At 67.6% G+C, this 20,550-nt stretch carries 18 protein-coding genes and 2 riboswitches; of the genes, 6 read left to right on the top strand and 12 right to left on the bottom strand.

Annotated features, from left to right (window positions below; genetic code table 11):
• Positions 1-9: 9 nt before the first annotated feature.
• Together M8A51_RS02655 and M8A51_RS02660 are read right to left on the bottom strand one after the other, a co-directional pair.
• Positions 10-783 (bottom strand): ABC transporter permease, encoded by a 774-nt coding sequence (locus tag M8A51_RS02655; protein WP_251776582.1) that lies wholly within the window; start codon positions 781-783, stop codon positions 10-12.
• Positions 780-1,526, bottom strand: coding sequence for an ABC transporter ATP-binding protein (locus tag M8A51_RS02660; RefSeq protein WP_251776583.1), 747 nt, complete (start codon positions 1,524-1,526; stop codon positions 780-782). The genes M8A51_RS02655 and M8A51_RS02660 overlap by 4 nt, the downstream gene beginning before the upstream one ends.
• 229 nt (positions 1,527-1,755) lie before the next feature.
• Between M8A51_RS02660 and M8A51_RS02665 the strand changes: the two genes are divergently transcribed.
• The 4 genes from M8A51_RS02665 to M8A51_RS02680 all read left to right on the top strand — a co-directional run bounded on the left by M8A51_RS02665 (position 1,756) and on the right by M8A51_RS02680 (position 6,065).
• Positions 1,756-2,970 (top strand): Yip1 family protein, encoded by a 1,215-nt coding sequence (locus M8A51_RS02665; RefSeq protein WP_251776584.1) that lies wholly within the window; start codon positions 1,756-1,758, stop codon positions 2,968-2,970.
• A gap of 57 nt (positions 2,971-3,027) precedes the next feature.
• Positions 3,028-4,215, top strand: coding sequence for an MFS transporter (locus tag M8A51_RS02670; RefSeq protein WP_251776585.1), 1,188 nt, complete (start codon positions 3,028-3,030; stop codon positions 4,213-4,215).
• 36 nt (positions 4,216-4,251) lie between these two features.
• Positions 4,252-5,349, top strand: coding sequence for a mechanosensitive ion channel family protein (locus M8A51_RS02675; protein WP_251776586.1), 1,098 nt, complete (start codon positions 4,252-4,254; stop codon positions 5,347-5,349).
• Between the two features lie 113 nt (positions 5,350-5,462).
• Positions 5,463-6,065 (top strand): FxDxF family PEP-CTERM protein, encoded by a 603-nt coding sequence (locus M8A51_RS02680; RefSeq protein WP_251776587.1) that lies wholly within the window; start codon positions 5,463-5,465, stop codon positions 6,063-6,065.
• Between the two features lie 4 nt (positions 6,066-6,069).
• Here M8A51_RS02680 and fusA read toward each other — a convergent pair whose 3' ends face one another.
• Positions 6,070-8,121, bottom strand: a complete 2,052-nt coding sequence (gene fusA / locus M8A51_RS02685) for an elongation factor G (protein WP_251776588.1) — start codon at positions 8,119-8,121, stop codon at positions 6,070-6,072.
• A 118-nt stretch (positions 8,122-8,239) separates the two neighbouring features.
• Here fusA and M8A51_RS02690 point away from each other — a divergent pair, with 118 nt between their 5' ends.
• Positions 8,240-8,470, top strand: a complete 231-nt coding sequence (locus M8A51_RS02690; protein WP_251776589.1) for a KTSC domain-containing protein — start codon at positions 8,240-8,242, stop codon at positions 8,468-8,470.
• 5 nt (positions 8,471-8,475) lie between these two features.
• Here M8A51_RS02690 and M8A51_RS02695 read toward each other — a convergent pair whose 3' ends face one another.
• The 9 genes from M8A51_RS02695 to M8A51_RS02735 all read right to left on the bottom strand — a co-directional run bounded on the left by M8A51_RS02695 (position 8,476) and on the right by M8A51_RS02735 (position 19,564).
• Positions 8,476-8,685, bottom strand: a complete 210-nt coding sequence (locus tag M8A51_RS02695; RefSeq protein WP_251776590.1) for a dodecin — start codon at positions 8,683-8,685, stop codon at positions 8,476-8,478.
• 110 nt (positions 8,686-8,795) lie between these two features.
• Positions 8,796-10,085 (bottom strand): D-amino acid dehydrogenase, encoded by a 1,290-nt coding sequence (locus M8A51_RS02700; RefSeq protein WP_251776591.1) that lies wholly within the window; start codon positions 10,083-10,085, stop codon positions 8,796-8,798.
• Positions 10,086-10,181: 96 nt separating this feature from the next.
• Positions 10,182-10,290: riboswitch (glycine riboswitch) on the bottom strand.
• Positions 10,291-10,377, bottom strand: a riboswitch (glycine riboswitch).
• Positions 10,378-10,405: 28 nt separating this feature from the next.
• Positions 10,406-11,290 carry a 4-hydroxy-tetrahydrodipicolinate synthase gene (gene dapA, locus M8A51_RS02705; protein WP_251776592.1) on the bottom strand — a complete coding sequence of 295 codons (885 nt, stop codon included), beginning with the start codon at positions 11,288-11,290 and terminating at the stop codon, positions 10,406-10,408.
• A 327-nt stretch (positions 11,291-11,617) separates the two neighbouring features.
• Positions 11,618-13,525: a sensor domain-containing diguanylate cyclase gene (locus M8A51_RS02710; protein WP_251776593.1), complete on the bottom strand. Its 1,908-nt coding sequence runs from the start codon at positions 13,523-13,525 to the stop codon at positions 11,618-11,620.
• Positions 13,526-13,647: 122 nt separating this feature from the next.
• A complete protein-coding gene (locus tag M8A51_RS02715) occupies positions 13,648-15,138 on the bottom strand; it encodes an AMP nucleosidase (protein ID WP_251776594.1) in 1,491 nt (496 codons plus the stop codon).
• 113 nt (positions 15,139-15,251) lie between these two features.
• The gene (locus tag M8A51_RS02720) at positions 15,252-16,697 is read right to left on the bottom strand and encodes an aldehyde dehydrogenase family protein (RefSeq protein ID WP_259371831.1); all 1,446 of its coding nucleotides are present in this window, start codon (positions 16,695-16,697) and stop codon (positions 15,252-15,254) included.
• A 16-nt stretch (positions 16,698-16,713) separates the two neighbouring features.
• Positions 16,714-17,625: a 5-dehydro-4-deoxyglucarate dehydratase gene (gene kdgD, locus M8A51_RS02725; protein WP_251776595.1), complete on the bottom strand. Its 912-nt coding sequence runs from the start codon at positions 17,623-17,625 to the stop codon at positions 16,714-16,716.
• Between the two features lie 45 nt (positions 17,626-17,670).
• Positions 17,671-18,657: a Bug family tripartite tricarboxylate transporter substrate binding protein gene (locus M8A51_RS02730; protein ID WP_251776596.1), complete on the bottom strand. Its 987-nt coding sequence runs from the start codon at positions 18,655-18,657 to the stop codon at positions 17,671-17,673.
• 181 nt (positions 18,658-18,838) lie between these two features.
• On the bottom strand, positions 18,839-19,564 hold the full coding sequence (locus tag M8A51_RS02735) for a FadR/GntR family transcriptional regulator (RefSeq protein WP_251776597.1): 726 nt from the start codon (positions 19,562-19,564) through the stop codon (positions 18,839-18,841).
• A gap of 154 nt (positions 19,565-19,718) precedes the next feature.
• On the opposite strand from M8A51_RS02735, the gene M8A51_RS02740 reads away from it, so the two are divergent.
• A complete protein-coding gene (locus M8A51_RS02740) occupies positions 19,719-20,543 on the top strand; it encodes an NAD-dependent epimerase/dehydratase family protein (protein ID WP_251776598.1) in 825 nt (274 codons plus the stop codon).
• The last annotated feature ends 7 nt before the right edge of the window (positions 20,544-20,550 follow it).

Genomic DNA, 20,550 nt, shown 5'->3' on the forward strand with positions numbered 1-20,550 from the left:
GAAGAGAAATCAGCGTTCGGAGGCGTGCCAGCGCCCGAGACACCAGCGCGACAGTGCATTGAAGACGATGAAGATGCCGATGCCGGTCAGTGAGGTCAGCAGCAGCGCAGCGTACATCTTCGGCGTTTCGGTGCGGAAGCTCGCTTCGAGGATGCGCGACGCGAGCCCGGTCTCGCGGCCGGCAGCGCCAGCAGTGAACTCTGCCACCACCGCGCCGATCAGGCTCAAGCCGCCTGAGATTTTCAGCCCCGTCATGAAGTAGGGCAGTGCCGACGGGATCAGCAGCCAGCGCAGGCGCTGCCACCGGCTGGCGCGGTACAGCGTGAACAGGTCGCGCAGGTGGGGGTCGGCCGAGCGCAGGCCGATCACGGTGTTGGCCAGGATGGGGAAGAACGCCACGATCCATGCGCAGATCAGCAATGCCGCGGTGGTGCTGTCGACGTAGATGATGATCAGTGGCGCGATCGCGACGATGGGCGTCACCTGCAAGACGATCGCGAACGGGAACAGTGCCAGCTCGACCCGGCGCGACATCGCGAACAGTGCCGCCAGCAGCACGCCGCCCGCCGCGGCCAGCAGCAAGGCGCCGAAGGTGATGCGGATCGTGAACCACCAGGCCTGCATCAGCGAGCCGAAGTTGGACCACAACGTGCGCAGCACCTCGCTCGGCGCCGGCAGGATGTAGTGCGGTATGTCGGCGAGTCGCACCAGCGCTTCCCACGACAAGGTGGCGGCGACCAGCGCGAGCAGCGGCAGCGCGACTTCGGCACGCCAGGCCTTCATGCCGTGGCCTGCGCGTGGGAGCGTTGCAACGCCTGCATGATCTCGGCGCACCGCTCGGCGTAGCGCACCGAGGTGCGAAAGGCCGGCCCGCGCGGGTAGGGCTCGTCGATCGGCACCTCGGCCACCAGCCGGCCGGGCCGCCCGCTCATCACCAGCACGCGCCGGCTCAGGAAAACGGCTTCGTAGACGCTGTGCGTGACGAACAGCGCGGTGAAGCGCTGCGCCTGCCACCAGCCGAGCAGATCGTCGTTGAGCTTCTGGCGCGTGATCTCGTCGAGTGCTGCGAACGGCTCGTCCATCAGCAGCAGCTGCGGCTGGGTGACCAGCGCCCGGGCGATCGACGTGCGCATCTTCATGCCGCCGGACAGCTCGCTCGGATAGGCGTGTGCAAACTCGCTCAGGCCGACCGACTGCAGCAGTGCTTCGATGCGGTGCCGCGCGATTGCACGGCGCATGCCCGCGATGCGCAGCGGCAGCCAGACGTTGTCGAACACGTCGGCCCACGGCATCAGGGTCGGTTCCTGGAACACGTAGCCGGTGGCCTGGCCCTCGGGCGCCACCAGGGTGCCGGCGCTGGGCGCCTCCAGCCCCGCCACCATGCGCAGCACGGTGCTTTTGCCGCAACCCGAGGGGCCGAGCAGCGCGACGAACTCGCCGGCAGCGATCTGCAGGTCGAGCGCCTGCACGGCCAAGGTGCCGGTCGTGTAGCGCTTGTCGAGGCGGTGGAGTTCGATCAGGGCCAAGGGCGACGGGTGTTCTTCAAGGTGAAGGGCTGCATTGTGGCGGGGTTCATCGTCAGACGGGAGCGAGCGGCTTTTGTGGGTGCGGGGGCGGGGCGTGTCCCCCGTTGTGGGGACAGAAGCCGCTTCGGGCGCACCACCCCCCAACAACGAGGGAGGGCGTTGCAACGCAGGACTGGCTAGCATCGCGGCGCTCGGCACCGGGTGGGGCCGCATCTATCGAGGAGTGAGCATGAATCTCGTCAACCGCGTCCGCAACATCCTGCTGTCGCCGGGCACCGAATGGCCGGTGATCGAGCAGGAGCCCGAAACGGTCGCCAGCATCTACACCAAGTACATCGTTTTCCTGGCGGCGATCCCCGCGGTGGCCGGTTTCATCGGCATGTCGGTGTTCGGCATCGGTGGCTTCGGCATGCGCATGCGCGTGCCCTTCGTGACCGGGCTGGTGCAGATGGTGGTCAGCTACGGCCTGTCGTTGGCCATGTTCTACGTGCTGGCGCTGATCGTCGATGCACTGGCGCCGACCTTCGGCGGACAGAAGCACCCGGTCAAGGCCTTCAAGGTGGTGGCCTACAGCATGACGGCGGCGATGGTCGCGGGCATCTTCTCGATCCTGCCGGCGCTGGCCGTCCTGGGCCTGCTCGGCGCGCTGTGGTCGATCTGGCTGCTCTACAACGGCCTGCCGGCCTTGATGAAGGCACCGAAGGAGAAGGCGCTCGGGTACACCGCGGTGGTCGTGGTGTGCGGCATCGTGGTCGGCGTCGTGATCGGTGTGGTCGTATCGGCGATCACGCCGTCTCCGATGGGCATGATGAGCAGCCATGGCGGTGCCACCGGGGTCACCATCGAGACGCCGCAAGGCACGGTCAACCTCGACGAGATGGCGCGCAAGATGGAAGAAGCCGGCAAGCGCATGGAGCAGGCGAGCCAGTCGGGCGACGTCAACGCGATGGGACAGGCGGCCGGCGCGATGGCAACGGCGATGGGAGCGGGCGCTCGCACGCCGATCGCGGCGCAGGAGCTGAAGGCGCTGCTGCCCGAAATGCTGAGCGGCATCAAGCGCAGCTCGTTCGAATCGCAAGGCGGCGCGGCGATGGGCATCAACATGTCGTCGGCCGAAGCCGAGTACCGCAACGACGCGCAGGGCCTGTCGGTCACCATCACCGATGTGGGTGGGCTTTCGGGCCTGGCCGCGATGGCCGGCTGGATGCACATGACCGGCGAGCGGGAAGACGAATACAGCACCGAGCGCGTCTACAAGGACGGTCAGCGCACCGTGCGCGAAGAGAGCCAGAAGGACGGCAGCAGCGCCGAAGTGTCCGTGGTGCTGGTCGGCGGCGTCGTCGTCGAGGTGCGCGGCGAAGGTGTGGCGCTCGGCGCCGTGAAGCAGGCGCTGAGCTCGATCGACCTGAGCCGGCTGGAGTCGCTAGCGGCACAGCAGAAGTAGGTCTCACCGCGGAGAAGGCTCTGGTAGGGTGGGGGCCCTGATGCCCCACCCCTGCCGATGAAGCCTTCTTCCACAACAGCGGGCGCCCAGGTGGCGCCCGCGCGCGTTTTGCCGGTGATCGTGCTGTCGCAGTTTGCCGGCACGTCGCTGTGGTTCGCCGTCAACGCCGTGATGCCCGACCTGCAGAGGGCGTGGGCACTCGATGCTGCGGCCGTCGGCTGGCTCACCTCGGCGGTGCAGGGCGGGTTCATCGCTGGCACGCTGGTGTTCGCGCTGCTGTCGGTCGCGGACCGCTGGCCGGCACGGTACGTCTTTCTCGCCTGTGCGCTGCTGGGCGCCCTGTGCAACGCCTGGGGTGCCTGGGGCAGCGACGAGTTCGGGGCGCTCGTGATGCTGCGCTTTCTCACCGGCTTCTTCCTGGCCGGCATCTACCCGGTCGGCATGAAAGTCGCGGCCAGCTGGTACCCGCAGGGGCTGGGGGCGGCGCTCGGTTGGCTGGTCGGCGCGCTGGTGCTGGGCACTGCGGCGCCACACCTGTTGCGCGCGCTTGGGACCGAATGGCCGTGGCAGGCGGCGATGGGTGCGGTCTCGCTGTTGGCGGTGGCGGGTGGGGCCGCGATGGCACTGCTGGTGCCTGAGGGACCGCACCTGCCGCGCGCGTCCGGCCTGCAGTGGAGAGCCTTGTCGTCGATCTGGCGCGACGAGCGCGTGCGCGCTTCTGCCTTCGGTTACTTCGGCCACATGTGGGAGTTGTATACCTTCTGGGTCCTGGTGCCGGCGATCGTCGCGACCCGACTGGCCGGTGCCGGTGTTTCGCTCGCGTCGTTCGGCGTCATCGCCATCGGCATGCTGGGCTGCGTGGGAGGCGGCTGGCTGGCGCGGCGCGCCGGCAGTGCACGCGTGGCGGCGGTGCAGCTCGCGGTCAGCGGTGCCTGCTGTCTGCTCGCGCCGATGATGCTGGACGCGCCGGCAGCGTTGTTCGCTGTGTGGCTGGCCGTGTGGGGCATCACCGTCGTGGGCGATTCGCCGCAGTTCTCGACGCTGACCGCACAGAACGCACCGCGCGAAGGCGTCGGCAGCGTCCTGACGCTGGTGAACTGCGCTGGCTTTGCCGTGTCCATCGGCAGCATCGTGGCGTTTTCGGCGCTGGCTGCGCGTTTCCCGCTCGGTGCCGTGCTGCCGTGGCTTGCTGTCGGGCCGGCTCTGGGGCTGCTGATGTTGAGGCCATTGCTGTCGCGCGGCTGAAGTCCGTCGCCCCCTGTCATTCCATCCGCGAAACCCATGAACCTGCAAACCATCGAACCCTGGTTCAACACGATGATCGCCGCTGCGATGGCGGTGGTGCTCGGCCTGCTGGTCCACCGCGTCGGCCGCTTCCTGGTGTTGCGCGTGACGCGCTTTTCGGTCGTGCTCGACAGCATGGCGCGAGCCATCGACCGGCCGACGCAATTCGCCCTGCCGCTGGTCGCGCTGCAGGTGGTCTGGCATGCTGCCAGCGAGGAGCTGGCGCTGCTGTCCGGTGTACGACATGTCAATGCCGTGCTGCTGATCGCGGCGCTCACCTGGGCCGGCCTGCGTGCCGTGCGCGGCGTCTCCAACGGGTTCATCAAGCTGCACCCGGCCGACGTGGAGGACAACCTCGAGGCACGCCGCATCCACACCCAGGCGCGGGTGCTCGCACGCACGGCGCAGTTTGTCGTGCTGCTCCTCGGGCTGGGGTTGATGTTGATGACCTTCCCCGGCGCCCGGCAGGTCGGCACCAGCATCCTGGCCTCGGCGGGCGTCGTCGGCCTGGTGGCCGGCATCGCGGCGAAGTCGGTGTTCGGCAACCTGATCGCCGGCCTGCAGATCGCGCTGTCGCAGCCCATCCGCATCGACGACGTGCTGATCGTCAACGGCGAATGGGGTCGTGTCGAGGAGATCACCGGCACCTACGTGGTGCTGAAGATCTGGGACGAGCGGCGCCTGATCATTCCACTGCAGTGGCTGATCGAGCACCCGTTCGAGAACTGGACACGCACCAGCGCGCAACTGATCGGCAGCGTGTTCTTCTGGGTCGATTACTGCATGCCGCTGGAGCCGCTGCGGGCTGAAGCGCAGCGGGTGTGCGAAGCGTCGCCGCTGTGGGACCGCCGGCTGTGCAAGCTGCAGGTGACGGAGTCCGGAGAACGTTGCATGCAAGTGCGACTGCTGGTCACCGCGCGCTCGTCGGGCGATGCATGGGACCTGCGATGCGAACTGCGCGAGACACTGATCGGCTACATGCAGCGCGAGTACCCGCAATTCCTGCCGCGTCTGCGAGCGGAGGTGGGCGGCCTCGCTTCGGCGCCGGAGCTGGCGATGTCCCCTGTGGGTCCTCGGGCCGAGCGGCGCGCCTGAACCGCGCGACCCTGCGGTCAGACACAAACTTGCAAAGCCTGCTTACCCCCAGACATGGGAGATCCGCACATACTGATTGGGAGCCATTCCCATATCTCTCAGGAGGATCTCTCATGCGACTCAAGCTCAGCACTGCCATGGCCGCCCTGGCCCTGGGATTTGCCGCGGCCGGCAACTCCCACGCGGCCACCTACACCTACAGCTTCACGCAGCTGACCAGCGGCGAGACCGTCGCGCCTCTCGCGACCCTGACGGTCGAGGACATCGCCGGCGGCGCGCAATTCACGCTCGAAGGCTCGTTCGGCAGCCTGGGGGACGGCAGCTTCCTCAGCCGCATCGAGTTCAACGGCCCGGACGGCACCGCCACAGCGGTGTCGGGCAATGCCATCGCGGCCGGCCCGGTGTATGGCGCGCATGTCAACGCGTCCTACGACTTCACCTGGGAAACGGTGTTCCCGGTCAGCAACGGGCCCGGCTCCGACCGCTTCCTGCCGACCGACACCGCAGTGTGGTCGATCACCGGTGACGGGTTCAACGCAGCCTCGTTCGGCGGCACCGCGATGATCCATCTACAAGGCGTCACCGAGTTCGGCAACTACAGCTCGATCAAGGTGCTGGCGCCGATCCCGGAGCCTGAAACCTACGCGCTGATGCTCGCCGGCCTGGCGGCGGTGGGCTTGGCGGCCCGGCGCCGACAGCAGCGCTCTCAGGCCTGAACCCTTACTCCTCGTCGCGAAGCCGGTACTGCGCTGCCAGCTGTTGCTGCACGCTGGGCGGTACCGCTTCGTAATGAGAGAACTCAAGCGTGTAGCGTCCCTGGCCGCCCGTCATGGCGTTGAGGCGTGACTGGTAGCCGTTCAATTCGGACAACGGGGCCTGCGCGAGCACCGTCATGCTGCCGTCGTTGCGTGAGCGGGTGCCGTTGACCTGGGCGCGTTTGGCGGCCAGGTCACCAGTGATGTCGCCGACATGCCCCTCGGGCGCCGCGACCTCCAGGGTCACGACGGGCTCCAGCACGATCGGCCCGGCCTTCAAGGCCGCATCGACGAAGGCCTTGCGGCCCGCGGTGACGAAGGCGATCTCCTTCGAGTCGACCGAGTGGTGCTTGCCGTCGTAGACGGTGACGCGCACATCCTGCACTGGATAGCCCGCGACGATGCCGGCTGCCATCGCGTGCCGCACGCCTTTCTCGACCGCCGGAATGAACTGGTTCGGAATGGTGCCGCCCTTGACCTGGTCGACGAACTCGAAGCCCGCGCCGCGTGCCAGCGGCTCGACGCGCAAAAACACTTCGCCGAACTGGCCTGCCCCGCCGGTCTGCTTCTTGTGGCGGTGGTGGCCTTCGGCCGCTTGCGTCACCGACTCGCGGTACGCGATGCGCGGCGGTCGCGTCTCGACCTCGCATTTGTAGACCTCTGTCAGCCGTTCGAGCAGCGTGCGCAGGTGCAACTCGCCCAGCCCGTAGACGACGGTCTCGTTGGTTGTCGCGACACGCTCGACATTCAGGCAGGGGTCTTCGTCGACCAGCTTCTGCAGGATGTCCCACAAGCGCTGCTCGTCGCCGCGGCGCTTCGGCTCGATGGCGATGCCGTGCACCGGCACCGGAAAGTCGAGCGGCTTCAGGTGGATGTGGTCGTCTTCGGCCGCGTCGTGCAGCACCGCGTCGAAATGCATCTCGTCGACCTTCGCGATCGCGCAGATCTCGCCGGGCCCGGCGCGCGGGATTTCGACGTGGTCCTTGCCCTGCAGCATGAACAGGTGCCCCACCTTGAACGGCTTGCGACCGTCGCCGACATACAGCTGGCTGTCACGCGTCACCGTGCCCTGGTGAATGCGGAACACCCCCATCTTGCCGACGTAAGGATCGACGGTGACCTTGAACACGTGCGCCAGCACGTGCTGGTCGGGCTCGGGTTTCGCTTGAATGGGGTGCGCATCGGCGCCTTCACCCTTCAGGAACTGCGGCGGGTTGCCCTCGGCCGGGTTGGGCATCAGCTGCACCAGCACGTCGAGCAGTTCGCCGATGCCGGCACCATTGCGCGCCGAGACGAAGCAGATCGGGATCAGATGGCCTTCACGCAAGGCCTGCTCCAGCGGGGCGTGCAGCTCGCGCGGGTCGACGTCGCCGTCGTTCAGGTAGCGCTCGACGAAGCCGGCGTCGACCTCGACGACCTGCTCGACAAGCGCGCGGTGTGCCTGCTCCACAGATGAAAAATCCGCCTCGCCGGACGGATTGAAGAAGCAGTCGACCACCTGCGCACCGCCTTGGGCGGGCAGGTTGAGCGGCAGGCACTCTTTGCCGAAGGCCTCCTGGATCCGGGCCACCAGGCCGGCCAAGTCCACGCGCTCGGCGTCGATCTTGTTGACGATGACCAGCCGGCACAGACCGCGTTTGGCGGCCCAATCCATCATGCGCGCGCTCATCGGCTCGATGCCGGTCGAGGCGCTGACGACGACCGCCGCCGTCTCGACCGCTTCCAGCGCCGTCATCGATTGGCCGAGGAAGTCCGGTGCCCCGGGGGTGTCGATCAGGTGGATGCGCGTGTCCTGGTGGTGCAGGTGCATCACCGCCGAATTGAGAGAATGCTGCGCCTTGCGCTCCAGCGGATCGAAGTCGCTGACCGTGCTGCCGCGCTCCAGGCTGCCCGGCGCGCCGATCATTCCGGCGCGGTGTAGCAGCGCTTCGGCCAGACTGGTCTTGCCGCTGGCGGCTGCACCGACGAGTGCCAGCGTGCGGAGGGAGGCGGTCCCGAAGGATGGGATCGAGGACATGGGCTCTCCTGGGGGCTTGCCGTGCGCAAAGAGCCTAAGGGATAGGGCGGCACCGCACAAGCGGAACGTTCGGCCGGGGCAGGGGTTTGCCGTGGTATGGCGCTTGCCCGAGCCAGGCATGCACCGGGATGCCGTCGAGTCCTCCAGCCTGCGCTCCGTCGGGTATGACCTGCGGCGGCAGGTGCTGGAAGTCGAATTCGCGACGGGGCGGCGGTACCAGTACCTGGACGTGCCGCCCGAGGCGCATGACGAGCTGATGGCGGCGCCGTCGCTGGGGCGGTACTTCAACGCGTTCATTCGCGACCGCTACGAGGCGGTCGAGATGGAGGGGGCGCCGCGGCGGCGCTGAAAGCGTCAGTCTTCGAGGGTGAAGCCGATCTTCAGCGTGACTTGCCAGTGGGCGACCTTGCCGTCGGCCACATGCCCGCGGGTTTCGATGACCTCGAACCAGTGGATGTTGCGGATGGTTTCGGAGGCTTTGGCGATGGCGCGTTGGACAGCGTCGTCGGTGCCGACGGTGGAGGAGCCGGTCAGCTCGAGGAGTTTGTAGATGTGGTTGGTCATGGGGGTCTCCTGGGGAGGCGTCAGCATAGGGCGGGGGGGCGGCCGAGGCAAAGCCCATGATGGCTGGGTGGGGGCGCAAGCCCGCCACTCCCCGCCGACGAGCCCCGCGCTCAGGCCGGCTGCAACAACTCTCCTCGTCGGGCGTCGACACCCGTGAACGCATAGTCCACCTCCGGCACCCGCCCGCTGACGATGTCTGCCATCGCGGCCCCCGACCCGCACGAGTGCGTCCACCCCAGCGTCCCGTGCCCGGTGTTGAGAAACACGTTCCTCACTCGACTGCGCCCGATGTACGGCAGGTTGGACGGCGTTGCCGGCCGCAACCCGGTCCAGTACTGCGCCCCTTGCCCGTCGGTCATCAGCGGGAACAGCTCCCGCGTGCGTCGCACGATGGCCTCGCAGCGGGTCAGGTTCAGTTCGGTGCTGTAGCCGTTCAACTCCGCCGTGCCGGCAATGCGAAGCCGGTCACCCAGCCGCGAGAACACCAGCTTGTACTCGTCATCGGTCAGTGAAACGTTGTACGAGTGCTCGGGCGAGGTCACCGGCAACGTCACCGAATAGCCTTTGGCCGGATAGATGTCGAGACGCACCCCGAGCTCGCGCGCGAAGGCCGGGCTGAACGACCCGAGGCACAGCACATAGGCATCGGCGCGCAAGGTCTGCACCACACCCTCGCGCGTCGCTGTGCGTACACCGTGCACCTCGTCGCCTGCTCGCTCGAAGCCGAGCACGCGGGTCTGGTAGAGAAAGCGCACGCCCTCGGCCTCGCACAACGCGGCCAACCGCTGCGTGAACAGATGCGCGTCGCCGGACTCGTCGCTGGGTGTCATGCTGCCGCCGACGATGCGGTCACGGCACTGCGCCAGCGCCGGCTCGATCGCGATGCACTCGTCAGGTGTCTTCATGTCGAGTTCGCAGCCGTGCTCGCGCATCACCCGTGCAGGCTCTTGTGCGGCTTCGAATTCCTGCTCGCTGGTGTAGAAATGCAGGATGCCGTGTGTGAGCTGGTCGTACTGCAGGCCGGTGCGCTGGCGCAGTGCGCGCAGTTGCGCGCGGCTGTACAGCCCCAGGTTGACGATCTGGCGGATGTTGTGGCGGGTGCGTGCCGGCGTGCATTCGCGCAGGAACTGCAGGCCCCAGCGCCACTGGTTCCAGTCGGTCCGCAGGCGGAACAGCAGCGGAGCGTCTTCGCGCATCAGCCACTTCAGCACCTTCAGCGGTGCACCGGGGTTGGCCCAGGGCTCCGCATGCGAGACCGAGATCTGTCCGCCGTTGGCGTAACTGGTTTCGAGGCCCGCGCCGGGCTGGCGGTCGACGACGGTGACGTCGTGCCCCGCTTGCTGCAGGAACCAGGCGGAGGTGATGCCGGTGACACCGGCGCCGAGGACGACAACTTTCATGGAGCGGTTTCCTTCCTTCTCGTCGAAGCTCAACGAGTGCGCCGCTCCAGGGCCCTTGTTCGAAAGGAAAAAGAAAAAGGAGCGCGCGCCTCTCGCGCCGCTCCCGCTGTCCTTGGTACCTGAGAGATTCAGGCGCCGCAGCGTGCGGTACCTTTGCTCCTTCGGTGGAGCCCTGTTGCAGGGCTCGCTCTCCAGTGTCGGCTGATCGTGTGGTTCAGTACGGGGCCTGAGCGTGTATGGGAGGTTGCGCCTTCGGCGGCGTGCAGTGCACGCGCTCTCCTGAACCACCGCGGCAGTGTAGCCATTGCCGCATCACCCCGTCAAACCGGCGGGATCGCCATCACCGCCTCCAGCCCGCTGCGCAGCTTCTCACGGCAGGCGAGCGTCGGCGGGCGCATCGGCAGGCGCAGCTCGGGCTGGATCAGGCCCTGCATGGCCAGCGCCGCCTTCACCGGGCCGGGGTTGGGCTCGGAGAAGAGCAGCCGGATCCACGGCACCAGCTGCGCGAAGAGAGTGCGTGCTTCGCCGACGCGGTCGTGCTGCACGAGGTCGAGCACGCGCACGTAAAGGTCGGGGCGCACGTGGGCCGCGGCGGCGATGGCGCCGTGGCCGCCCATGCAGGCGTTCAGGAAGATCATGTGGTCCTCGCCGCTCAGCACCTGCAGCGGCGTCTGCTGGATCAGGTCGAACAACTGGTCGACGTTGCCCGAGCCGCTTTCCTTGATGGCGACGAACTGGCGGTTCTCGGCCAGGTGCTGCAGCGTGTCGAGCGTGATGTTCACCCCGGTGCGATAGGGAATGTTGTAGAGCACGATCGGCTTGTCGGTGTTGCGGGCGATCTCCTGGAAGTGCATCAAGATGCCTTCTTGCGATGGTCGCACGTAGTAGGGCGCACTGACCAGGAAGCCGTCGACCGGCGTGGCGCTGTATTGCCGTGCACCGTGCGCGACGTCGCGCGTGTCGCTGCCGGCGAGGCCCATGATCAGCCCCGGGGCGGAGCCGATCGCCTCGCGCACGGCAGCCAGCAGGCCGCGCTTTTCTTCGTCGGACAGCGACCCAGGCTCGCCGGTCGTGCCGCAGACGACCAGGCCGCGGCAGCCGGCCTGCACGAAGCGCTCGGCCAGCCGTTGCACGGCGGGCAGGTCGACGCGGTTGTCACGGAACGGGGTGATGAGGGGGATCCAAAGGCCGGAAAACTGTTCCATCGGGTTCCTTGCTTCAAAAATGCGTGGACGGCAGGGAGTGGCCGTCGGGCGGGAAGGCGGGCGAGGATGACGAAAGGGAGGAAGACACGCCGCACCGCCTGGGCTCACCCGGCGGGCCGACAACCCGTCAGGTGAGCGCGGGTTTCTTTCGTTTCACGTGCTGCGACATGCCGGCCTGCGGCACACCGCACGAGGTGCGGGCAGCGGCATGGAAACAGCAGGGAAAGTGGTCCATCGAGAAACCGGGGCGAGACGGTGACGGGTAGTGCAGTCTACGCGTGCCGCGTGTCTTCCGCGAGCGCAGGGGATGAGCGGTGCGCAACCGTGTCAAGCGGGTGGTCCGGACTGCAGCTCGAGCGCCGGCGGATGGGGGGCCGCGTCACGAAGCGGCAGACCGAGGCCGGTGCACACACGATTGCGACCGCCGTGTTTCGCGCCGTACAGCGCGGCATCGGCCTGTGCCACCAGAGTCGACAGCGTCACGGCCGTATCCGGTGCCGCACTGGCCACGCCCACACTCACGGTGAAGGCGATCCTCCGGTCGCCGACCTGGGCCGGTGCGGTTTCTATGGCGATGCGCAGGCGTTCACCGATGGTTCGCGCGTCCTCGCTCGTCGTGCCGGGGAGCAGGACGGCAAACTCCTCGCCGCCCCAGCGCACCAGCTCGTCGCTGCCGCCGCGCAGCGTATGCCCTACCACGTCGCACAGGTGGTGCAGGCAGGCGTCGCCGGCGCCGTGGCCATTGAGGTCATTGATGCGCTTGAAGTGGTCGATGTCGAGCAGGAGCAGCGACAGCGGTTCGATCCGTCCGGCCAGCGCTTCGAAGCGGCGTGTCAGGTAAAGCCTGTTGCGCGCGCGTGTCAACGGGTCGCGCTGGCTGAGGTCCTCGAGCGAGGCGTTCGCGGTGCTCAGTTGCTGCAGCGCCTGGTTCAGCTCGGCGGTGCGCCGACGCACCTGCGCTTCGAGATTGGCGGCCGCCTCGGCCTGCAAACGCCCGCTTTCCTCCATCAGCAGCTTGTAGCGGTGCGTCAGCGCAAAGCCGAGCATGACCGCTTCCAGCGCGGAGCCGAACTGCATGGCGTTCTGCGTGAAGAAGTTGGTGGGCAGCACGTTCATCGTCTTCAGCGAGAACACCACGATCGCGACCAGGAAGATGGTCCATGCCAGCGTCAGGTAGAGCGCCTGCTTCTCCTTTTTCAGCAGGCACACGACGGCCGAGCACAGGATCACCACCGATCCGACCAGGCCCACGCCGGTGGCCGCCTGGATCACGTCGCCGTACGGGAACGCGGGCGCCGCCAGTGCCACGCCGATCGAGGCCGCGATCGCCCCGAGCGAGGCGCGGTCGAGCACGCGGGAATGACGCGCGAGGTCGAGGAAGCTGCGCGAGAACTGCACCGCGAATGCGCAGGTGGTGCCCACGAAGAAGGTGGTCGCGATCTCGTTGAGCAAGGGGTGCCGCGGCCAGAGGTACTGGAAGGCCAGCCCGTTCAGTGACAGCTGCAGCAACGCGTAGCAGACCAGGTAGCCGACGTAGAACAGATAGGCGCGGCTGCGGGTGGAGAAATACACCATGGTGCTGAACGCGAGCATCGCCACCAGCACGCCGTAGTACAGACCGAGCACCAGCTGCTCTTCGCGGTCGGCGGCGTAGAACTCGTGCTTTTCCCACAGCACCAGCGGCATCTGCACCGAGCTGCCACTGCGCACGCGCAGGTACAGCGTCACCGGCTCGCCGGGCGGCAGCTCGAGTTCGAAGTTGATGTGGCGTGCGGCAGCGGCGCGCTGCGCAAACGGCAACGTGTCGCCGCCTCGTTGCATCCGTGTCGCGCCGCTGGCGCGCACGACGTAGAGGTCCACCTGGTCGAGCAGGGGATAGCCGACTTCGAGGATCCAGCGGGCGGACGCGTCGTGCGTGTTCAGCAGTTCGGTGCGCAGCCACACCGCCGCACGCGTGAAGCCGAAATTGGGTGTTTCGGCCAGCGAAGGCCGGAAGGCGGCTGCTACGTCGGGGTGCACGACGTTGGCGATGCCGAGAAAACCGCGCGGGTCGACGAGATGGTACGTCGACGGACCGAGCAGGTAGCGGGCGGCCGGGCCGACTTGGAGCGGCTCGGCAATCGCTGGCGCGGCGAGCCACAGGTGCAACAGGACGAGCAGCATGGCCGCCCGGTACCGCAGCAGCCGGGCAGCGGTTGCGCGCAGCAGGTGCGCCGTGGATGAGGCGGTGAGCATGGGAGCGATGCGAGGCGCTTGCGCGCACGAGCGATAGCTCGCATATCGGCCGCCGCCATCGACGCTTGACACATCCCGCGGGGCCGCAACGCCGACTGCATCACGGACCGGTCCCCGCCGTTCTACTGGAACGCGACCTCGGCGAAGCTGCGCAGTTTGCGGCTGTGCAGTTGTTCCAGCCGCTGCTGGCGCAGGATCTCGACGGCGCGGATGCCGATGCGCAGGTGCTGGTCGACGCGCTCGCGGTAGAACTGGTTGGCCATGCCCGGCAGCTTGATCTCGCCGTGCAGCGGCTTGTCGCTGACGCACAGCAAGGTGCCATAGGGCACGCGAAAGCGGAATCCGTTGGCGGCGATGGTGGCCGATTCCATGTCGAGCGCGACGGCACGGCTCTGGCTGAAGCGGCGTTCGGGGCCCGGGTGCGGCAGCAGCTCCCAGTTGCGGTTGTCCACCGACGCGACGGTGCCGGTGCGCATGATGCGCTTGAGCTCGTAGCCTTGCAGCCGCGTGATGTCTTCCACGGCGCGTTCGAGCGCGACCTGCACTTCGGCCAGCGGTGGGATCGGCACCCACAGCGGCAGATCTTCGTCGAGCACGTGGTCCTCGCGCACATAGCCGTGCGCCAGCACGTAGTCACCGAGCTGCTGCGTGTTGCGCAGGCCGGCGCAGTGCCCGAGCATGATCCACGCATGCGGACGCAGCACCGCAATATGGTCGGTGATGGTCTTGGCGTTGCTGGGGCCGACGCCGATGTTGACCATCGTGATGCCGGTGCGGTCCTTGCGAACGAGATGATAGGCCGGCATCTGCGGCAGCCGCGCCGGCGGCACGCCGGACAGCTCATTGCCGTCGGGCACCAGGTGCGCGCGCTGCGTGACCACGTTGCCGGGCTCGACGAAGGCGACGTAGTCGTCATCGGCAGACGGGTCGGGGGCCTTCTCCATCAGCTCGCGGCCCAGGCGAACGAACTCGTCGATGTAGAACTGGTAGTTCGTGAACAGCACGAAGTTCTGGAAGTGGTCGGGTGCGGTGCCCGTGTAGTGGCGCAGCCGGTGCAGCGAGTAGTCGACACGCGGCGCAGTGAACAGCGCCAGTGGGTGGGGCTCGCCGAAACCCGGCTCGTAAGTGCCGTTGGCGATGCCGTCGTCCATCGCCGCGAGGTCGGGCAGGTCGAACAGGTCGCGCATCAGCAGCCGTCGCTCGCGTGCCAGGCTGCCTTCGAGATGATCGTCTTCAGCGAACGAGAAATGCAGCGGAATCGGCTGCGAGCTGGTGCCGATCTCGAGCGGCACGCCGTGACTTTTCAGCAGCAACTCGAACTGGCGGCGGTAGTAATGACCGAACAGCTCGGGCCGCGTCAGCGTGGTCTCATAGGTGCCCGGGCCGGCAACGAAGCCGTACGCGAGACGCGAATCGGCGCGCGCGACCGTGTCGGTGTGCACCCGTACATAGGGGTAGTACGCGCGCACATGGGCGGCGGGGGCGGCGCCGCCCACGAAGCGGTGCAGGGCATCGCGCAGGTGGGCGATGCCGTGGTCGTAGATCTCGGTGACGCGCTGCAGCGCGGCGACCGGGTCGTCGAAGCGCGCACTGGGAAAGCTCGGGGCAGACATGGTCCTCCTGACGGGTGTTCCCGGCATTGTGGCGCCATTGCCCGGCGGCGGTGTGTCCACCCCGAGGTGCGTGCGAGGGTTTTCGTCAGAGGCATGGCCCTGGCGAAGAGCCGTCAGGCCAGCGTGTAGGCGGTCTTGACCGTCGTGTAGAACTCGGCGGCGTAACGGCCCTGCTCTCGCGAGCCGTAGCTCGAGCCCTTGCGGCCGCCGAAGGGCACGTGATAGTCGACGCCGGCGGTCGGCAGGTTGACCATCACCATGCCTGCCTGCGCGTGGCGCTTGAAGTGCGTCGCGTACTTCAGCGAAGTGGTCGCGATGCCGGCCGACAGACCGAATTCGGTGTCGTTGACCACCGCCAGCGCCTCGTCGTAGTCCTTCACGCGCACCACGCTGGCGACCGGGCCGAAGATCTCCTCGCGATTGATCTTCATCGACGGGGTGCTGTCGGCGAACAGCGTCGGCGCCAGGTAGTAGCCCTCGGTTTCGCAGTTGACGCGAGCGCCGCCGGCCACGAGCCGGGCGCCCTCGCGCTGACCGATCTCGATGTAGCGCTGGTCCTGCTCGAGTTGCGCGGCCGAGACGACCGGCCCCATGTCCACGCCTGCGGCCAGCGCGTGCCCGACCTTGATGCGGCGTGTGCGTTCGGCCAGCGCGTCGACGAAGCGGCCGTAGATGCCTTCGGTGACGATCAGGCGGCTGGACGCCGTGCAGCGCTGGCCGGTCGAGTAGAACGCGCTTTGCGCGCACAGCTCCACCGCGACGGCGAGATCGGCGTCGTCGAGCACCACCTGCGGGTTCTTGCCGCCCATCTCGAGTTGCACCTTGGCGCCGCGCGCGACGCACGCTGCAGCGACCTGCCGGCCGACACCGACGGAGCCGGTGAAGCTGACGGCGTCGATGCCCGGGTGATCGACCAGCGCCTGGCCCACTTCACGGCCGGCGCCCATCACCAGGTTGAACACGCCGGCAGGCAGCCCGGCGCGGCTGATGATCTCGGCCAGGGCCCAGGCGCTCCCGGGCACCAGGTCGGCCGGCTTGAACACCACGCAGTTGCCGTAGGCCAGAGCCGGCGCGATCTTCCAGGCAGGAATCGCGATCGGGAAGTTCCACGGGCTGATCAGGCCGACCACGCCGATCGGTTCGCGCGTGATCTCGACGCCGATGCCGGGACGCACCGACGGCAGCAATTCGCCGGCCGTGCGCAGTGCCTCGCCGGCGAAGAACTTGAAGATGTTGCCGGCACGGGCGACCTCGCCGACGGCTTCGGGCCGCGTCTTGCCTTCCTCGCGTGCCAGCAGGGCGCCGAGTTCTTCCTTGCGGGCCAGGATCTCGCTGCCGATCCGGTCCAGCGCGTCGGCGCGTGCCTGGATGCCGCCGGTGCTCCAGGCCGGCAGCGCGGCGCGCGCGGCTTGCACGGCACGGTCGACATGCGCCTTGCCGCCCACCGCGTAGTGACCGATGGTGTCGGCGAGATCCGACGGATTGACGTTGGCCATCGTGCCGGTGCCTTCGGCCCATGCGCCGCCGATGTAATGCAGATGCAGTGTGTTGTCGTTCATCGTCGAGCCTCCTGGCTTATTGCGGGCCGAGCTTGGCGATCAGTGCGGCCAGCTGCTCGCGCTCGTCGGGTTTCAGATCCGTCAGCGGGGTGCGGACCGGGCCGGCAGCGCGGCCGACGATGGCAGCGCCGGACTTGACGATGCTAACGGCGTAGCCCGCGCAGCGATTGCGGATCGCCAGATAGGGCAGGAAGAATTCGCGCAGCAACCGGCTTTGCGTTGCGCGGTCGTCGCTGGCGACGGCGGCGTAGAAGTCCATTGCCATCTTCGGCACGAAATTGAAGACAGCCGACGAATACACCGGCACCCCCAGCGCCTTGTAGGCCGCGGCGTAGACCTCGGCGGTCGGCAGGCCGCCGAGGTAAGCGAAACGGTCGCCCAGGCGCTCGCGGATGTTGACCATCATCTCGATGTCGCCGATGCCGTCCTTGAAGCCGACCAGGTTGGGGCAGCGCTCGGCCAGCGGCTCGAGCTGGGCCGGGCCCAGCCGGCAGACGGCGCGGTTGTAGACGATGACGCCGATCTTGACGGAACGGCAGACGGCTTCCACGTGCGCCGCCACGCCGTCGGCAGAGGCCTCGGTCAGGTAGTGCGGCAGCAGCAGGACACCTTGTGCACCCAGGCGCTCCGCTTCTTGCGCATAGGCGATGGCCTGGCGGGTGCCGCCGCCGGCGCCGGCGATGATGGGCACCTTGCCGCGGCAGGTGTCCACCGCGGTCTGGACGACCTTGGAGTACTCGCCGGGCTCCAGCGAGAAGAATTCGCCGGTGCCGCCGGCAGCGAACAGCGCGGTCGCGCCATAGGGCGCCAGCCATTCCAGACGCTGCGCATAACCGCGCGGCTCGAATTCGCCCTGGGCGTCGAAGTCGGTCAGCGGGAACGACAGAAGGCCGGACGAGATGATCTGCTGGAGGTCTTGGGGTGACATGGAAAGGTCCTGCGGAGAAAGACGGGATTCGGGCGGAAAGAGCGGTCAGTCGAGACGGACGTCCGCCTGCTTGACGACGGTGGCCCAGCGGGCGCGCTCGGTCTCGAAGAACTTGCCGAGTTCGGGCGGCGTCATCGTCACCACCTCGGCCCCCTGGGCGACGAGCTTGGATCGCACCTCGGGTGAGCGGATCACCTGCACCAGCTCCTGGTGCAGCCGTTGCACGACTGCCGCCGGCATGCTGCGGGGCGCCATGACGCCCTGCCAGGTGCCCGACTCGAAGTTCGGCACGCCCAGTTCGGCGATCGTCGGGACGTCGGGGATCAGCGCCATGCGCGTGCGCTTCGAAACGCCCAGCAACTTGAGCTTGCCGCTTTGCACATGAGGCCAGGTGGCCAGCATGCCGTTCATCAACACGTCGGCCTGCCCGCCGATCGTGTCGGCGATAGCCTGCGCACCGCCCTTGTAGGGCACGTACTGCCAGTGGGCGCTGGTGGCCCGTTCGACCGACACACCGGCGAGATGCGGGGCGCTGCCGATGGCGGTGACGGCAAAGTTGAGCGGCTTGTTCTTCGACAGCGCCACCAGCTCCTGCAGGTTGTTGACCGGCACCGACGGGTGAACCACCAGCAGGTGGGGCGAGTAGGCGAGCATCGTCACGGCTTGCAGATCCTTGGACGGATCGAAGCTGAGCTTCTTGTAGACGGACGGGCTGATGGCCAGCGCACCCACGTCGCACAGCAGCACGGTGTGCCCGTCGTCGGCCTTCACGGCCTCTGCCGCGCCGAGGTTGCCGTTGGCGCCGGCGCGGTTCTCGATGATGACCGGCTGCTTCAGTGCCTGCGACAGCGGCTGGCTGATCAGGCGGGCGATGGCGTCCGACGAACCGCCTGGCGGGTAGGGCACCACAATGCGCAGCGGGCGCGACGGCCAGTCCTTTGCCTGCGCGAGAGCCGAGCCGGCCCATGGGCCGGCCAGCAACGCAGCGAGACCGGCGAGCCAGAAACGGCGAGAAGAACGACGATGCGACATGTGAGTGAGTCTCCTGTGACAGGGGCCGTGGCCCGGGCGACGGGTACCACCAGCAATCCCGTCCTGTTGTCAGTCATCGTACAACTGGAGGCGACGAAATGCAAGACGCAACTCCATGGTTGCTGTCCTCGCGCGGTGACGGGCGGGCCGCAGGTCGGCGCGCGGCCGGTGGACGCTTCGATCAGTGCGCGTTGCTTTGCGCGCGACGCAGGCGTTCGCGGCTATTGGACAGGTGGGTGCGCATCGCCGCGCGCGCAGCCTCGGGATCCTGGTTGGCGATGGCGCTGTAGATGTTTTCGTGCTCGCCGTTGACGCGGCGCAGATACTCGTGCCGCTCGGTGTCGGCCACGCGCGCGGTGTTCACCCGTGAACGGGGGATCAGCATCGTGCCGACGTAGCTCATCAACTCGCCGAAGTGCGGGTTCTGCGTGGCGCGGGCGATCTCCAGATGGAAGCGGAAGTCGTGACCGACGGTGTCGCCGTCGGTGTCGAGTTGCTGGCTGAACGCCTGCAGCGCATCACGCATCACCTGCAGGTTCTCTTCGGTGCGGCGCACCGCGGCGAGCGCTGCGGCTTCCGTTTCCAGGCTGATGCGCAGTTCCAGCACCGCGATCACGTCCCGCACGGTGGCCAGCTGTTCCGGGTCGATGCGGAAAGTGGGGGCATCGACGACGCCGACGACGAAGGTGCCCACGCCGTGCCGGGTGCGTACCAGGCCGGCGGCCTGCAGCTTGGAAATCGCCTCGCGCACCACGGTGCGGCTGACGCCGAACTCTTCCATGATCTCCGCTTCGGTCGGCAGCTTGTCGCCGGCGCGCAGACTGCCTTCGCGAATGCGCTGGCTCAGCGTCTCCACGACACCGACAGCCAGGGTGCGGGGACGGCGGACGGCAGGCAGCATGTTCATCGGAAGCTGGGGTAATCCCTGATCAAGGCTTGTTGACTTTGGCCGCCTACAAGGCGACCATTGTTGTACGACAACAGATGACATACAACGCGAATGGTGCCCGCACTGTAGCAAATCCACCTGCCGCCACCAAGCCGCTCACGCTGAAACCGTCATGACCTTTCCTGCACCCGTTTCCCCATTGCGCTTCTCGCGCCTGTTGCTGACCGGCGCTGCCGGTGGTCTGGGTCGTGAACTGCGCCCGCGCCTGAAGCGCTATTGCGACACGCTGCGCCTCAGCGACATCGCGGACCTGGGGGGCGCCTCTCCGGGCGAAGAAATGCAGCCGGTACGGCTGGAAGACCGCTCCGCCGTCGCGGACTTGCTGAAGGGCGTCGATGCGGTCGTGCACCTGGGCGGGGTGTCGGTGGAAACGCCGTTCGACCCCATCCTGCAGGCCAACATCGTCGGCGTCTTCAATCTGTATGAAGCGGCCCGCATCCACGGCGTCAAGCGCATCGTCTTCGCCAGCTCCAACCATGTCACCGGCTTCTACCGCCAGGACGAGGTGATCGATACGGATGCGCCGATGCGTCCCGACGGCCTCTATGGGGTCAGCAAGGCGTTCGGCGAGAACCTGTCGCGCTTCTACTTCGACCGCTACGGCATCGAGACCGCCTGCCTGCGTATCGGCTCGTCCTTCCCCGAGCCGAAAGACCGCCGCATGCTCGCCACCTGGATGAGCTTCGACGACCTCGAGCGGCTGGTCGTTGCCTGCCTCACGGCGCCGATCGTCGGCCACAGCGTGATCTACGGCATCTCCGACAACCGCACCAAATGGTGGGACAACACCCGTGCGGCCCACCTGGGCTATGTGCCGCAGGACAGCTCGGAGCCCTTCCGTGCCGCCGTCGAGGCGCGACAGCCGACGCTGGACCTGCGCGATCCTGCGGTGATCTATCAGGGCGGCGCTTTCGTGCGCACCGGTCCGCTGGAGTGAGGCCCGC

The sequence above is a fragment of the Caldimonas mangrovi genome (assembly GCF_023721835.1).
Taxonomy (GTDB): domain Bacteria; phylum Pseudomonadota; class Gammaproteobacteria; order Burkholderiales; family Burkholderiaceae_C; genus Caldimonas; species Caldimonas mangrovi.